At 67.2% G+C, this 15,235-nt stretch carries 13 protein-coding genes; all 13 read left to right on the top strand.

Translation table 11 applies throughout. The features are described 5' to 3' along the window. The first annotated feature begins 13 nt into the window (after positions 1–13). Positions 14–775, top strand: a complete 762-nt coding sequence (speD, locus tag SALB1_RS09445) for an adenosylmethionine decarboxylase (RefSeq protein ID WP_109993636.1) — start codon at positions 14–16, stop codon at positions 773–775. Next, positions 775–1,830, top strand: a complete 1,056-nt coding sequence (holA, locus tag SALB1_RS09440; RefSeq protein ID WP_109993635.1) for a DNA polymerase III subunit delta — start codon at positions 775–777, stop codon at positions 1,828–1,830. Before speD ends, holA begins: the two co-directional genes overlap by 1 nt. After that, a complete protein-coding gene (locus SALB1_RS09435; RefSeq protein WP_109993634.1) occupies positions 1,827–3,119 on the top strand; it encodes a glutamate-5-semialdehyde dehydrogenase in 1,293 nt (430 codons plus the stop codon). Before holA ends, SALB1_RS09435 begins: the two co-directional genes overlap by 4 nt. After that, a complete protein-coding gene (nadD, locus tag SALB1_RS09430; RefSeq protein WP_199678750.1) occupies positions 3,109–3,798 on the top strand; it encodes a nicotinate-nucleotide adenylyltransferase in 690 nt (229 codons plus the stop codon). Before SALB1_RS09435 ends, nadD begins: the two co-directional genes overlap by 11 nt. Further along, positions 3,798–4,202, top strand: coding sequence for a ribosome silencing factor (rsfS, locus tag SALB1_RS09425; RefSeq protein WP_109993632.1), 405 nt, complete (start codon positions 3,798–3,800; stop codon positions 4,200–4,202). The genes nadD and rsfS overlap by 1 nt, the downstream gene beginning before the upstream one ends. Before the next feature lie 105 nt (positions 4,203–4,307). Further along, the gene (gene rlmH / locus SALB1_RS09420; protein ID WP_109993631.1) at positions 4,308–4,778 is read left to right on the top strand and encodes a 23S rRNA (pseudouridine(1915)-N(3))-methyltransferase RlmH; all 471 of its coding nucleotides are present in this window, start codon (positions 4,308–4,310) and stop codon (positions 4,776–4,778) included. Between the two features lie 147 nt (positions 4,779–4,925). After that, positions 4,926–6,428 carry an Rne/Rng family ribonuclease gene (locus SALB1_RS09415; protein WP_179950653.1) on the top strand — a complete coding sequence of 501 codons (1,503 nt, stop codon included), beginning with the start codon at positions 4,926–4,928 and terminating at the stop codon, positions 6,426–6,428. Positions 6,429–6,565: 137 nt separating this feature from the next. Further along, positions 6,566–10,504, top strand: coding sequence for a YhdP family protein (locus tag SALB1_RS09410; protein ID WP_109993630.1), 3,939 nt, complete (start codon positions 6,566–6,568; stop codon positions 10,502–10,504). Between the two features lie 63 nt (positions 10,505–10,567). After that, positions 10,568–11,413, top strand: coding sequence for a carbon-nitrogen hydrolase family protein (locus SALB1_RS09405; protein WP_109993629.1), 846 nt, complete (start codon positions 10,568–10,570; stop codon positions 11,411–11,413). A gap of 82 nt (positions 11,414–11,495) precedes the next feature. Next, on the top strand, positions 11,496–12,473 hold the full coding sequence (locus SALB1_RS09400; protein WP_109993628.1) for a quinone oxidoreductase: 978 nt from the start codon (positions 11,496–11,498) through the stop codon (positions 12,471–12,473). Between the two features lie 122 nt (positions 12,474–12,595). Then, complete coding sequence (gene tldD / locus SALB1_RS09395; protein ID WP_109993627.1) at positions 12,596–14,053, top strand: metalloprotease TldD; 1,458 nt, start codon at positions 12,596–12,598, stop codon at positions 14,051–14,053. A gap of 16 nt (positions 14,054–14,069) precedes the next feature. Beyond that, entirely contained in the window at positions 14,070–14,705 is a 636-nt protein-coding gene (gene rsmD, locus SALB1_RS09390) for a 16S rRNA (guanine(966)-N(2))-methyltransferase RsmD (protein WP_109993626.1), read from the top strand. After that, positions 14,702–15,205 (top strand): pantetheine-phosphate adenylyltransferase, encoded by a 504-nt coding sequence (gene coaD, locus SALB1_RS09385; RefSeq protein WP_109993625.1) that lies wholly within the window; start codon positions 14,702–14,704, stop codon positions 15,203–15,205. The genes rsmD and coaD overlap by 4 nt, the downstream gene beginning before the upstream one ends. The last annotated feature ends 30 nt before the right edge of the window (positions 15,206–15,235 follow it).

Genomic DNA, 15,235 nt, shown 5'->3' with positions numbered 1-15,235 from the left:
TTTTGCGAACGCCATGGATAAACTTCGCCTGCACGGCTTCAACAATCTGACGAAGTCGCTTTCGTTCAATATCTACGATATCTGCTATGCCCGCACACGCGAGCAGAAGCAGGCCTATATCGCTTATATCGACGAGGTGTTCAACGCCGATCGGCTGACCCAGATCCTCACCGAGGTGTCGAACATCATCGGCGCGCAGATCCTGAATGTCGCCCGCCAGGACTACGAGCCCGAAGGCGCGAGCGTGACCATCCTGATCGCCGAGGAGTATGCCTACGAGGGCCCGATGTCGGAGGCCGTGGTAGGCCATCTCGACAAGAGCCACATCACCGTGCATACCTATCCGGAGTTCCATCCGGACGACGGCATCTCGACCTTTCGCGCCGACATCGATGTATCCACCTGCGGGCTGATCTCGCCGCTCAAGGCGCTGGATCATCTGATTCGCAGCTTCGAATCGGACGTGGTCACGCTCGATTACCGGGTCCGCGGCTTCACGCGCGACGTCGACGGCGCCAAGCATTTCATCGATCACACGATTCATTCGATCCAGGACTACATCGCGCCCGACATCCGCGAGCGTTACCAGATGGTCGACGTCAACGTCCTGTCCGAGCGCATCTTTCATACCAAGATGCGGCTGACCGAGTTCGATCTCGACAACTATCTGTTTGCCGAGAACGCCGCCGATCTACCCGCCGAGGAAGCCGAGGATCTCGGCCAGCGCATCGCCGGCGAGATCACCGATATCTTCTATGGCCGCAATCTCGGCTGATGGACATTCGCGCCGAGGAGTTCGCGACTGAATTCGCTCGCCACCCGCTGGCCCGTGCCTATGGACTGGCCGGCAGCGAGCCGTTGCAGGTGGTCGAGGCGGCCGACGCGGTGCGCCGGCGTGCCCGCGACGAAGGTTTCGACGAGCGCGATGTCCTGCACGCCGAGCCCGGCTTCGATTGGGCGCAGCTGGCCACGGCCGGGGCCAATCAATCGCTGTTCGCCGCCCGGCGCATCGTCGAACTGCATCTGACCGACAAGGGCCCCGGCAAACCCGGCTCGGCCGCAATCGCGGATTTCCTCAAGCAGGATGCGCCCGATACGCTGCTGCTGATCGTCGCCCCCGGCCTGGCGGCGTCGGCCCGCAAGAGCGCCTGGTACAAGGCGGTGGCCAAGGCCGGCGTGGTCAGCTATGCATGGCCATTGCCGGCGTCTCGCATGGTCGCGTGGATCGAGCGCCGGGCCGGTACGCACGATCTCGCCCTCACGCGCGAAGCTGCCCAGCTTCTGGCGACCCAGAATGAAGGCAACCTGCTGGCCGCGGCGCAGGAGATCGATCGGCTGGCGCTGTTGTACCCCGACACCACGGTCGATCACGCCGAGGTCGCCGCGGCGGCCAGCGATCACGCCCGCTTCGATATCTTCGACCTGCCGGCCAAGGCGCTCGACGGCGATGCGGCCGGCGCGGTCAAGAGCCTGTACCGGCTGCGCGCCGAGGGCGTGGATGCCGTGCCGATCACCTGGGCGCTGGTCAACGATCTGCGCACCCTGTACCAGGCGGCACTGGCGGCCCGGGCCAACCGGCTCGACGCTTTCATGAACAAGATCTTCATGCCGGTGCCCCGCAAGCGCCAGATTTCCAGGGCCGCGCGGGCCGCCGATCCGGCCCATCTGGCGCGTTTGCTGCGCCAGGCCGCCCGGGCCGATGCCATCAACAAGGGGGCGGCGCCGGGCCGGGCCTGGGATGAACTGATAACATTGACTATTGCACTCTCGGGTCGAACCCCGGGCGCGCAGACTTCACAACCTTCATTTGACACGACACGATCGCCATGAGCGCGAACCTACGCGAACCCGGCGGCGAGGCCTCCTCCCGCGTGACCCGTCAGATCCGCAGCCTGGGCGAATCCGCCCGGCGCGCCGCCCGGCGCATGGCCGCGGCCGAGCCGGGCGAGAAAAACGCCGCCCTGTTCGCCATTGCCGAAGCCCTGACGGCACAGCAGGACGCGATTCTCGCGGCCAACGCCCGCGATATCCGCGACGCCCGCGGCAAACTCGACGACGCAGCGATCGAACGCCTGCAGCTCAGCCCCGCGCGCATCGAGCGCATGGCCGAGGGCGTGCATCAGGTGGCGGCGCTGGCGGATCCGATCGGCAGCCTGACCGACCTCAACTTCCGACCGTCCGGCATCCAGGTCGGGCGCATGCGCGTGCCGCTGGGCGTGATCGGCATCATCTACGAATCGCGCCCGAACGTGACCGCGGATGCGGCCGCCCTGTGCCTGAAATCGGGTAACGCGGCCATCCTGCGGGGCGGCTCGGAGTCGGCGCATTCCAATCAGGCCATCGCCGCGGCGGTGGCGCGCGGGTTGAGCGACGCCGGCCTGCCGCGCGAGGCCGTCCAGGTGGTCGAGACCACCGATCGCGAGGCGGTCGCCGCCATGCTCGCCATGCCGGAGTTCATCGATGTCATCGTGCCCCGGGGCGGCAAGGGCCTGATCGAGTTCGTGGCCAATCACGCGAAGATGCCGGTAATCAAGCATCTGGACGGTGTCTGCCACGTCTATATCGACGATTCGGCGGATCGCGACAAGGCGATCGCCATCGCGGTTAATGCCAAGACCCAGCGCTACGGCACCTGCAACACGATGGAAACGCTGCTGGTGGCCGAGTCCGTGGCGCGCTCGATTCTGGAACCGCTGGCCCACGACCTGCGCCAGGCCGGCGTGATGCTGCGCGGCTGCGAGGCCACGCGCAAGCTCCTCGGCCCCGACATCCAGCCCGCCACCGACGACGACTGGGCCGCCGAGTATCTGGCGCCCACGCTGGCCGTGCGCATCGTGCCCGACATGGACGCCGCGATTGATCATATCGAGCGCTGGGGCTCGCACCACACCGACGCCATCGTGACCGAGAACCTCACCCGCGCACGGGCGTTCATTCGCGCGGTGGATTCGGCATCGGTCATGGTTAACGCCTCGACCCGCTTCGCCGACGGCTTCGAATACGGTCTGGGTGCGGAGATCGGCATTTCCACCGACAAGCTGCATGCGCGCGGCCCGGTCGGACTGGAGGGCCTGACGTCCCAGAAATACGTGGTCTTCGGCGACGGCCATGTCCGCTAGACAGGTTGCGATGGACAACATCCAGGGCCCGATCGGTATTCTCGGCGGCACCTTCGATCCCGTACATAATGGCCATCTGCGCCTGGCCATGGAACTGGCCACGGATCTCAAGCTGGCCCAGGTGCGCCTGATCCCGAACGGCCGGCCGCCGCATCGCGAGCAGCCCGGGGCGACGCCGGGCCAGCGCGCCAAATGGATCCGCGTGGCCACCGCCAACGAGCCGCGGCTGACGCTGGACGACCGCGAACTGATGCGCAAGGGCGCGTCCTATACGGTCGATACCCTGGCCTCGCTGCGCGCGGATTTTCCGCACAACCCGCTGTGCCTGATCATGGGCCGCGACGTGTTCGCCAAACTGCCGAGCTGGCATGAATGGCGCAAGCTGTTCGACTACGCCCATATCGTGCTGATCGAGCGCCCCGGGCTGTCGGCCGAATACGCGCCGGAGGCCACGGCGGAACTCGAGGCCCGCTCGAGCGACAATGTCGAAGACCTGCACAACAGCCTCGCCGGCGTGATCTACAACTACGCGCCGCCGCCGCTGGCGATCTCCGCCAGCCGCATCCGCGCGCTGATCGCCTCGGGCGCCAGCCCGCGCTACCTCTTGCCGGCGGCGATTCTCGACGACATTATGGAATCTCGTATCTATCACTCGTCCACGGGCGAGGCCAAGGAATAATGGCAGCAAACAACACGCCGACCGAAGCACTCCACGCCGCCGCCACCGCGGCGCCTACTGACAATACCCTGCGCCTGGCGCTCGATGCCGTCGAGGAGCTCAAGGGCGAATCGGTCAAGGTACTGGATATCGCCGCGCTGACCACGATGGCGGAGCATATGGTGATCTGCACCGGCCGCTCCGGCCGCCACGTCAAGCGCATCGGCGAGACCGTGATTGCCCACGCCAAAAAGGCCGGGCTTGCGCCGCGCGTGGAAGGACTCGAACAGTCCGAATGGGTGCTGATCGATCTCAACGGCGTGCTGGTACACATCATGCAGCCCGTGACCCGTGCCTACTATCAGATCGAAAAACTCTGGGACGTGGATATCGCTGACCCGGACGCGACCAGCGCCACGCACTGATCGCCGGCGTGCCCGGGTTGCCTCCGAGCACCGCCCGTTGGCACGGCGACGGCCGGACCGAGTACGCGCCGTGTCCCGACGCTCGCATGCCGAGCTAAGGCCGTCATGCGCATTCGGCTGATCGCCGTGGGCCGGCGCATGCCCAAATGGGTGGCCATGGCGTACGAGGATTACGCCCGGCGGCTGCCGCGCGAATGCCGCCTGGAACTGGTGGAGATCCCGCTGTCCAAACGCCACGAGGGCGGCGATACCGCGCGCGCGATCGCCGCCGAGGACCAGCGCATGGCGAAGGCGATCGGCCGCGATACCGAAGTCGTTGCGCTCACTGTCGACGGCAAGCCGTGGTCGACCGAGGGCCTGGCCTCGGACCTCAAAACCTGGATGGGCGACGGCCGCGACCGCGCGCTGCTGGTCGGCGGCCCCGACGGGCTGGGCCCGGCCTCGCTGGCCGCGGCCGACAGCCGGCGCTCGTTATCCGACCTGACCCTGCCACACCCGCTGGTTCGCGTGATCGTGGCGGAACAGTTGTTTCGGGCCCACAGCATTCTGGTCGGCCACCCCTACCACCGCGCCTGATTGCGGGCCGGTTGCCGGCGCATCCGGCGCAGCGGCTACGATCATTGTTGAGTTGCGGGGTTACGAGCATCGTGACGACAATCGAGCCATGAAACGTTCGATATCTATCACGCAATACGTCGGCGACGCGCGCCGCGGTCGGGCCTCATGAGCAGCCCCGAGCCGCTGGCCGAAGCCGATACCCTGCGCGTCGAGATCCTGGTCAACGCCGGCCCGGGCGAGACACGCGCTGCGCAGATCGAGCGCGGCGTACTGCAGGACATCCACATCCAGCGCGATGCCACCGCGAGCGCGGTCAGCAATATCTACCTCGGCGTGGTCCAGCGCGTACTGGCCGGGATGCAGGCGGCGTTCGTCGATATCGGTCTGGAGCGCGCCGCCTTCCTGCAGATCTCGGACATGGTGCGCCATGACGCCGGCCAGGGCGACGACGCACCGCGCATCGAACAGCGTCTTCACGCCGGTGATCGCATCCTGGTCCAGGTCAGCCGCGATGCCATGGGCACCAAGGGCGCACGCCTGACCACCGATCTGGCGATTCCGTCGCGGTTCCTGGTCTATATGCCGCACACGCCGCGCGTCGGCGTATCGGCCCGAATCGAGAGCGAAACCGAACGCACGCGCCTGTTCGATGCCGTGACCGATCTCAAGCGCGAACTCGAACTGCCCGGCGGCTTCATCGTGCGCACCGTGGCCGATGGCGCACCGATCGCCGCACTCGCTGCCGATATGCGGTTCCTGGCCACGGTATGGGCCGACATTCAAGAGCAGGCGCGGCATGTGCCCGGCGAGACCCTGGTCTACGGCGACCTGCCGCTGGCGATCCGCATGCTGCGCGACCTGCTCACGCCCGATGTCTCGGCCGTGATTATCGACGATGCCCGGGCCTGGCAGGAGATGATCGCGTTCACCCGGCGCTTCGCGCCCGAATTCACCGACCGCGTGCTGCTGTACGAGGATGACACCCCGCTATTCGCCCAGTACGGCATCGAAGAGGCCATCCAGCGCGCGCTGCAGCCCAAGGTGCCGCTCAAGTCGGGCGGTTTCCTGATCATCGAGCAGACCGAGGCCATGGTCACGGTGGATGTGAACACCGGCGGCTTCGTGGGCACCCGCAGTCTCGAGCAGACCGTGCTGCGCACGAACCTGGAAGCCGCCCAGACCACCGCGCGTCAGCTGCGCCTGCGCAATCTCGGCGGCATCATCGTGATCGACTTCATCGACATGGTCGATCCGGATCACAAGCAGCAGGTGCTCACCCAGTTGGCCGATGCGCTGGCGGCCGATCCGGCCAAGACCTCCGTTGGCCAGATTTCCAATCTCGGGCTGGTGGAAGTTACCCGCAAACGCACCCGCGAATCGCTCGAGCATCTGTTGTGCGCGCCCTGCGAGGCCTGTGGCGGCCGCGGTTATGTCAAGACGGCTGAGACCATCACCTTCGAGCTGTTCCGCGAAATCGCGCGCCGGGCGCGGCGACGGCCGCATGCGGATGCCGAATTGCTGATCCTGGCGCCGCCGGACACGATCGATCAATTGCTCGACAGCCAGGCGGCGGCCTTCCGCCAGGTCTGCGCCGATGGCGGCGTGACGGTCCGCCTGCAGGCCGAATCGCTCTATGGGCCGGAACAATTCGATGTAGTCGTAATGTAAGCTGAGTCGATGACCGCCTGCGACGCGCCGCAAACCGTTCGGCGTGCCGGCATGACACGGCTCGCCGAGCTGTCCATGACCGGCCCTGACCACGACCCATCCGCACATGACGTCGGCCCCGACGAATCGCCGGTGCCATGGCGTCGATGAGCCGCGCGCCACGCCCGAAACGCCGCCGCGGCTGGATCAAGCGCAGCCTGATCATCCTTTTGGCGAGCACCGTCGTAATGGCGGGCCTTCTGGTCGGCGGCGTGCGGTTGCTCGATCATTTCGCACCGCAGTATCGCCAGGCGCTTGCCGAGCGCATCGGGCAACGCATCCATGCCGATATCTCGGTCTCCGGACTCGAAATCGGCTGGGGCTGGCATGGCCCGATCCTCTATCTCGACGATCCACGCGTCACCCGGCCCGGCGCGGAGCAACCCGCGCTCACGGCCGATCGACTCGGACTGGAATTCTCGCTGGCCGACCTGATCGCGGGGTCGCGCCTGCCGGATGGCCTGATCGTCGATGCCCCGCACGCCACGCTGGTGCGCAACGGCACGGGGTTTACGCTCGCGCACTGGGGCCCGTCCGGCGGCACCGGCATCGACTGGTCGAAGCTGGCCGCGGTCCGCCGCCAGATTGCGCATGTGCACATCCGGGGCGGCCGGCTGACGGTTGTTTCGGACCGCCTGCCCGGCGGGCGCATGCAATGGTCGAATGTCCGCATTGCGCTCGACGATCATCGCGATCACAGGCTCAAGGTCTCGGCCTCGGCCGACGGGCCGGCCTGGTGGCCGTCACTCAATGCCAGCGCCACGATCGAGGGGCCGCTGCAGCGTCCCGACCGCGCCGGGTTTTCGCTCTACAGCGACAACATCCGCCCCCTGGCCCTCGCCCGTGCCGGCCGGACGAAGATCATCTCCCACCTGCGCGGCGGCCGCTTGTCATTCGACGTGCACGGCCATTGGCGAAACGATCGTCTGGCCGATACCCGGATCACGCTGGCCAGTGAGGCGCTGGCGCGCGCCGGCGACGATCATCCATTGGTCCCCGCTTTCAATGCCATATTCAAGGCCACGAGCGATCCCGGCGCACATCGCATCGACCTCAAGCTGGCGCAGCTGACCGGCGGGCCGAAGCAATCCGGCGATCTCGACGCCAGCGCCCATTTCAATACCCGCAGTCATGCCGTGAGCGTCAACGCGCGCCATCTGCCCGAAGCCCTGGCGTTGCGCATGGCCCGCCTGGCCGAACCGCGCCTGCGCGATGCCGCCGTCGACGGCGCGATCGATACGCTCGCGCTTCATTGGCAACCCGGGCAGCCGCTGGCGGCGCAAGTCGGTTTCCACGGCCTGACGGTCGACGATCCGAAAATCGCCTTCGGGCCGATCGCCGGCCGCTATCGTCAGCAGGGGGATCAGCACACGCTGATCTTCGACGGCGCCGGCGGGACGCTGTCGGCCGCGCGCTACATCAAGGGCAACGTCGACATCACCGGGCTCGGTGGCCGGCTGCGATGGCAGCCATCCGATCGGGGCGGCTGGTCGATCGATCTCGACAAGCTGCGTCTGGCCAGCCGCCAGGCCCATGTCGTGACCTCGGGGCACGTCCATCTGCCGAAGCAGGGGGCGCCGGTGGCGGATATCACCGCCGACGTGGTCGCCCCCCACATTGCCCGCCTGCTGGCGCATATACCGCAGGGCAAGAATCTGCCCAACCCGCGTCTGCGTGACTGGCTGCCCAAAGCCATTCTCGCCGGCTCGCTCGATCACGGTCATGTCGCGGTCAAGGGGCCCATGGATCGTTTTCCGTTCGCCCAGGGGAAAAACGGCAACGGCTTCCACATGACCCTGGTCGGTCAGGGTGCGACGGTGCGCTACAAGCCGGAATGGCCGAAGGTCACGGATGCCGGCGGCAAGCTCTCCCTGGACGGCGACCAGCTCACGCTCAAGCTCGCGGGTGCGAAGATGCTGGGCATGTCCATCGATGGGGCCCAGGCCCACGTCGACAACGTACGCGAGCCGGTAATGCACCTCACCGGCAAGGCCCAAGGCGCGCCCGCCACGAAACTGATGTCGTTTATATCGGCCTCGCCGCTGCACCGGAAGTTCGGCAAGCTGGTGAAAGCCATCGAAGTCAGCGGACCGACGGATGTCGGCGTCAAGCTGCGCATCCCGCTCAAGCCGGGCCTGGGCCATATCAAGGTCGATGGCACCATCGACGCCAGGGGCGATACGCTACGACAGCACACACTGCCGGGCCCGATCACCGGCATTCAGGGCCAACTGGCCTTCAGCGGCCACGGCGTGAAAGCGTCCGGATTGACCGGGCAGATGATGGGCGTACCGATCTCGGCGGACATCGCCGGCGGCACCGACGGCGGCGAGCGGATCACCGCCCGCGCCCAGCCGAGCCTGCCGGCGGATCGCAAGGCATTGGCGCATTATCTGCCCGAAGCCTGGTTGATCTACGGCAAAGGCCAGACCCCCATGACGGTGGCCTTCACGGTCCATCACGATGGCCGGATCAGCCCGATCCGGGTCAACAGCGATCTCACCGGCATGGCGATCCGGCTGCCCGCGCCGTTGCACAAGCCGGCCGCGAGCGCGGCACCGCTGGCGGTCACGATCGATCCCGACAGCGGCCACATCGATGCCCATTACGACCATCGCCTGCACCTCGCCGTCGACCTGAACGCCCATGGCCGGCCAGAGCGCATCCAGGCCCTGATAGGCCACACCGATATCAAGCCGCCGGATGCCAACGGCCTGTGGATCGGCGGTCATGCGGCGCAGGTCGATGCCCTGGGCTGGTTCTATGTCGTACGCCACGTGCTCTACGGTGCGCCGGCCGATATTCCGGGCGCGCCGGCCGCCCATGCGGCCGCACACAACCCCAAACCGAAGACCGGCCCCCCGGCATCGACCCTGGCGTTCCTCGGCGGCGATCTGACCATCGGCCGGCTGAGTTTCGGCGATCGCTACATCGCCAAGCCCCATGTCCGTGCCCAGCCGATGAAGGACACGACCGGCTGGCGCGTGGATTTCGAAGGCGATGACAGCCAGGGCCAGATCACCTGGATGTCGCCGTCCGGCCAGGCCGCGCGTATCGCCGGCAATCTCAAGCGCGTGGCGCTGCATACCCAAAAGGCCCAGCCGAGCTCGTCGGGTAATGCCGGCAACAGCGATTCGCCCGTGCTCTGGCCCGGCCTGGCGCCCACCGATCTACCGGCCATGAAGCTGTTCATACAGAACTTCGTGGTCGACGGCACATCCTTCGGTCAAGCCCATGTGGATGCCGCCGGCACCGCCGACGGCTGGCGCCTGGATCGTTTCCAGCTCGCGAACGGCGCCCTCACCGGCCAGGCCAACGCTCACTGGCAGCAGGACAGCGGCGTCAGTCAGGCCAGCGCGCATGCGGATTTCGACGGCCACGGCCTGTCGCGGCTGCTACGCACCTTCGGCTATGTCTCGCCCATTCGCGCCAAGCGCGCGCGCATCAAGAGCGATCTGGCGATCAAGCCCAATCCGAACGGGCTCGATCTGCGGTATCTGAAAGGCAACGTCCACCTGGCGCTGGATCACGGCACACTGCTGACCGTGGATCCCGGACCGGGGCGCCTGCTCGGCCTGTTGAATCTCTATGTGCTGCCCCGACGCCTGCGGCTGGATTTCCGCGACGTGGTCGACAAAGGCATGGCCTTCGACAAGGTGCGCGCCGATTTCAATATCCACCAGGGCCAGGCCTACAGCAAGAACGCGCGCATCCTCACGCCGTCGGTCAAGATCGGTATCACCGGCCGCGTTGGCCTGGCCACACGCGATTACGACGAGTACGTCACCATCACCCCGAAGGTGGGCAGCGGGGTGGCGATCGCGAGCGCGGTGCTGGGCGGCCCTATCGTCGGCGCGGCCGTGTTCGCGGTGCAGCAACTGCTCAAGAAGCCGATCCAGCATTTCTCGTCGGTGGGCTACCACCTCAAGGGCAGCTGGGAGAATCCCCAGATCGTCAACCCGCAGGCCAACGACAACAAGGCCCATACCCCATCCGACGCGGCCAAGCCCGGCGCCTCCCCAACGCCGGGGAAGTAGTGATCCAATCGTGGCTTCGGCGTATCCTCGGCCCACGAACATGGAATCAAGGACAACCCCGGCATGAGCGACACCCGAGCTGCGCTTGAGACCGTGCGCGTGGCCGCCATCCAGATGAACTCGCGCGGCGAGGTCGACCCCAACCTCGCGCGCGCCGGCGACCTGCTGCGCGATGCGGCGCGGCGCGGCGCCCGGCTGGCCGTGCTGCCCGAAAACTTCGCCTTGATGGGCGCGCACGAAACCGACAAGCTGCGCGAGGCCGAGCCCGATGGCGACGGCCCGATCCAGGATTTTCTGGCCCGGACCGCGGCCGAGACCGGCCTCTGGATCGCCGCCGGCACCCTGCCGATCGCCAGCCCCGAGCCCGACCGCGTCTACCCGGCGCTGTGTGTCTACGACGATACCGGCACGCGCGTGGCGCGCTACGACAAGATCCATCTGTTCGATGTCGGCATGCCCGATTCGGCCGAGGCGTATCGCGAATCGGCGACCTTCATGGCGGGCGCGAATGCGCCGATGGTGATCGACTCGCCGTTCGGCCGCATCGGGCTGTCGATCTGCTACGACCTGCGCTTTCCCGAACTCTACCGGGCGCTGGCCGCCGACGGCGCCGAAATCATCGTCGCCCCGTCGGCGTTCACGCATACCACCGGCACCGCGCACTGGCACCTGCTCACCCGCGCTCGGGCGGTGGAAAATCTCGCCACCATGATTGCGCCCAACCAGGCCGGGCATCACGCCAGCGGTCGGCGCACCTACGGCCACAGCCTGATCTGCGACCCGTGGGGCCAGGTCCAGGCCGAAGCGCGATCCGAGGCCAACGAAGTGGTCATCGCGGATATCGATCGCAGCCGCGCCGCGCGCCTGCGCGAGGGCTTTCCCTGCCTGTCGCATCGCCGGCTGGCGTAGGCTCGGTTGCGGTTTGGCAAACGCAGGCGACGGGGCCCGGCCTCGACTCGCCTGTACCACGCTTGTAATGCAAGGAGTTCTCATGGCTCGACAGATTCAATTCAAGCAAACCGGCGGCCCCGAGGTACTCGAGCTGGTGGAAACCGAGATTCGCGCGCCCGGCCCCGGCGAGGTTCGGGTGAAAAACCATGCCATCGGCGTGAACTTCATCGATATCTATTTCCGCACCGGGCTGTACCCGGGCGAACTGCCGAGCGCGATGGGCACCGAGGGCGCCGGCGTGATCGAGGCGGTCGGCGAGGGCGCCGAGGACTTCTTCGCCGAAGGTGACCGCGTCGCCTACGTGCTCGGCCCCAAGGGCGCCTATGCGGATGCGATCACGTTGTCGACCGATCACGTCGTCACGTTGCCCGATACGATCGATTTCGAGACGGCGGCCGCCTCGCTGCTCAAGGGCCTGACCGTGCAGTATCTGCTGCGCCAGACCTACGCCGTGGCCGAGGACGACACCCTCCTGTTCCACGCCGCGGCAGGCGGCGTCGGCCTGATCGCCTGCCAGTGGGCGAAGGCACTCGGCGCGCACGTAATCGGGACCGTCTCCTCCGACGAGAAATCCGATATGGCCCGCGACCACGGCGCCTGGATGACCATCGACTACACCCGCGAATCGGTGCCCGAACGCGTGCTGGAGCTCACCGACGGCGCCGGCGTGCCGGTGGTCTACGACTCGGTCGGCCGCGACACCTGGCACGATTCGCTCAAATGCCTGAAAAAACGCGGTCTGATGGTCTCGTTCGGCAACGCCTCGGGCCCGGTCGAGGGAGTGGACCTGGTCGAACTCAACCGCGGCGGCTCGCTGTTCGTCACCCGGCCCAGCCTGGGCGATTATGCCGACACGCCGGAACGCTTCGAGATGATGTGCGCCGACCTGTTCGAGGTCCTCGAATCGGGCGACGTGACGGTGCATATCGGCCAGCGCTACAGCCTGGAAGAAGCCGGCGCCGCCCAGCAGGCGATCGCCGAGCGCAAGACCACCGGCTCGACGATCCTGTTGCCGTGATCGTTGGCATAAGGCCTCGGCGGGCGTCGCGGAACACCTCGTCGCTCGCCGGGGTCGCGCCTGGCGCGAAAAAACGCCACACCCACCGTATAAATCGAGCGGCCTGCTGTTAACCTGAGCGCATGCAAAACACTCTCGATCTCGCCAGCGACGCCCTGCTCGGGCGCGCCAATATCAACGCGCATCAACTCGAAACCACCTTGTCCGGGCTGATGGTGCCGGGTGTGGACTATGCCGATCTGTATTTCCAGATTCTGAAAAGCGAGAACTGGATGCTGGAGGACAGCGTGGTCCGCAGCGCCGGCGCTTCGACCGCCCAGGGTGTGGGCGTACGGGCACTGGCCGGTGAGCAGACCGGTTTCGCCTATGCCGACGAACTGGCTTTTCCGGCACTCGCCCAGGCGTCGCAGGCCGCGGCCGCGATTGCCCGCGACGGCAAGACGGCACGCATGAATGCGCTGACGCGACGCGACACCGGCCCGGCCGTGCGCTACCGGCCGATCGACCCGGCGGCCACGCTGGATGCCGAGGCCAAGGTCGCGCTGCTGCATCATGCCGACAAGGTCGCGCGCGATGCCGATGCCCGCGTGGTCCGCGTGACGGTGTCGCTGGCGGGCTCATCGGACACCATGCTGGTGGCCGCCTCCGACGGCACGCTGGCCGGCGATGTGCGGCCGATGGTGCGGCTGAACATCTCGGTGCAGGTCGAGGAGAACGGCGTGCGCGAATCGGCGGCCGCCGGCGGCGGCGGGCGTCTGGGATACGACATCTACACCGGCCCCGACGATCTCGTGGCCGAATACGCCCGCGAGGCGGTACGCCGTGCCCTGGTCCGGCTCAAGGCAGAAGCCGCGCCCGCCGGCGCCATGCCGGTGGTGATGAGCGCGGGCTGGTCCGGCGTGCTGTTGCACGAAGCGGTCGGCCACGGACTGGAGGGCGATTTCAATCGCCGCGGAGCCTCCAACTATTCGGGCAAGATCGGGCAGAAGGTCGCCTCCGAGCTGTGCACGGTGGTCGACGACGGCACGCTCGACGGCCGGCGCGGCAGCCTGACAATCGACGACGAAGGCACGCCGGCGGCCGCCAACACGCTGATCGAGAACGGCGTTCTGGTCGGCTACATGCAGGACAAACACAACGCGCGCCTGATGGACACGCCCGCCACCGGCAACGCCCGGCGCGAGTCGTATGCCCATACCGTCATGCCGCGCATGACCAATACCTACCTGCGCGGTGGCGACACCGATCCGGCCGACATCATCGCCTCGGTCGAGTCCGGCATCTATGCGGCGCATTTCTCCGGCGGCTCGGTCGACATTACTTCCGGCAACTTCGTGTTCTCCTGCGACGAGGCCTACCGGATCGACAACGGCAAACTCGGCGCACCGCTCAAGGGCGCCACGCTGATCGGCAACGGCCCGGAGGTGCTGGGCCGCATCTCGATGCTGGGCAACGACTGGGCGCTGGATACCGGGGTCGGCGTATGCGGCAAGAACGGCCAGAGCGTACCGGTCGGCGTCGGCCAGCCCACGCTCAAGGTCGATTCCATCACCGTCGGCGGCACCGAAGGCGCCGCCTGATTACGGCAGAACGCCCATGACCGGCAAACGCCCCCGCCGGCGGCGCGACCGCCCGGCCCGCGCCGAACGCGATGCCCACCTTCGGGTGATCGGCGGCACCTGGCGCAGCCGTGTGCTGCCGGTCGCGGACCGGCCCGGCCTGCGCCCCACGCCAAACCGGGTCCGCGAAACGCTGTTCAATTGGCTGGCGCCGATGCTCGCCGGGGCGCGCTGCATCGATCTGTTCGCCGGCACCGGCGCGCTCGGCATCGAGGCCCTGTCGCGCGGCGCGGCGCGCGCGGTGTTCGTCGACAACGACCGACAGGCCGCCACGGCGATCGAGGCCGCGCTGGAAATGCTGGGCGCAACCGATCGCGGGCGCGTGCTCGTCGCCGACGGCACGCACGCCGTGGATCGTCTGGCCGGCGAGCGCGCGGATATCGTGTTCGTCGATCCACCGTTCGAGGCCGAACTGCACGCCGCAGCACTGGCCGGCCTGTCCGGCCTGATCGACCACCGCGCACGGGTTTATGTCGAATATCCGGCCCACGACGAGGCAGCCATCAGCGAACGGCTGGCCGCGGACTACGAAATCCTGCGCCAGTCGCGTTCGGCCGGCGTGGGCTATTGTCTTGCGCGCCTTCGCCCGGCGGGCGAACATGGCTCGCCATGAGCCAGGCCAAATATGTGCGTGCCGCCTATACCGGCACATTCGATCCCATCACCAACGGCCATGCCGACGTGATCCGGCGCGCGGCCGGCATGTTCAGCGAGCTGATCGTGGCGGTGGCGAGCAATTCATCCAAGAAATCGATCTTCGACCACGCCGAACGGGTCGAGCTCGCGCAGCTGGTTCTGGCCGACGTGGACAACGTGACCGTGTTGTCGGCCAGCGGCCTGATCGTCGATTTCGCCCGCAAGCACGGTGTCGATGTGCTGGTGCGCGGCGTCCGCGGCGTGGGCGATTACGAATACGAAAAACAGATGGCGGTGATGAACCGGCATCTGGCGCCCGAAATCGACACCGTGCTGCTCGCGCCCTCGCCCGAATACGCGCACATCTCGTCGACACTGGTACGCGAGATCGCCTTTCTGGACGGGCGTATCACCGGGCTGGTGCCGAGTGTCGTGGCCGATCGCCTGCACGCCAAGACCAACGGCGGGCCGACCTGAAAAAGCCGCCCACCCGCGCCGGGGTCGACG

It is taken from the genome of Salinisphaera sp. LB1 (assembly GCF_003177035.1).
Taxonomy (GTDB): Bacteria; Pseudomonadota; Gammaproteobacteria; order Nevskiales; family Salinisphaeraceae; genus Salinisphaera.
The sequence above is the reverse complement of the archived record's forward strand: the minus strand, read 5'-3'. Positions and strand labels throughout refer to the sequence as shown.

Excerpts from the sequence above, each read along its gene's own strand:
- speD (WP_109993636.1), top strand. The coding sequence starts at position 14 with ATGGATAAACTTCGCCTGCACGGCTTCAACAATCTGACGAAGTCGCTT.
- holA (WP_109993635.1), top strand. The coding sequence starts at position 775 with ATGGACATTCGCGCCGAGGAGTTCGCGACTGAATTCGCTCGCCACCCG.
- SALB1_RS09435 (WP_109993634.1), top strand. The coding sequence starts at position 1,827 with ATGAGCGCGAACCTACGCGAACCCGGCGGCGAGGCCTCCTCCCGCGTG.
- nadD (WP_199678750.1), top strand. The coding sequence starts at position 3,109 with ATGTCCGCTAGACAGGTTGCGATGGACAACATCCAGGGCCCGATCGGT.
- rsfS (WP_109993632.1), top strand. The coding sequence starts at position 3,798 with ATGGCAGCAAACAACACGCCGACCGAAGCACTCCACGCCGCCGCCACC.
- rlmH (WP_109993631.1), top strand. The coding sequence starts at position 4,308 with ATGCGCATTCGGCTGATCGCCGTGGGCCGGCGCATGCCCAAATGGGTG.
- SALB1_RS09415 (WP_179950653.1), top strand. The coding sequence starts at position 4,926 with ATGAGCAGCCCCGAGCCGCTGGCCGAAGCCGATACCCTGCGCGTCGAG.
- SALB1_RS09410 (WP_109993630.1), top strand. The coding sequence starts at position 6,566 with ATGGCGTCGATGAGCCGCGCGCCACGCCCGAAACGCCGCCGCGGCTGG.
- SALB1_RS09405 (WP_109993629.1), top strand. The coding sequence starts at position 10,568 with ATGAGCGACACCCGAGCTGCGCTTGAGACCGTGCGCGTGGCCGCCATC.
- SALB1_RS09400 (WP_109993628.1), top strand. The coding sequence starts at position 11,496 with ATGGCTCGACAGATTCAATTCAAGCAAACCGGCGGCCCCGAGGTACTC.
- tldD (WP_109993627.1), top strand. The coding sequence starts at position 12,596 with ATGCAAAACACTCTCGATCTCGCCAGCGACGCCCTGCTCGGGCGCGCC.
- rsmD (WP_109993626.1), top strand. The coding sequence starts at position 14,070 with ATGACCGGCAAACGCCCCCGCCGGCGGCGCGACCGCCCGGCCCGCGCC.
- coaD (WP_109993625.1), top strand. The coding sequence starts at position 14,702 with ATGAGCCAGGCCAAATATGTGCGTGCCGCCTATACCGGCACATTCGAT.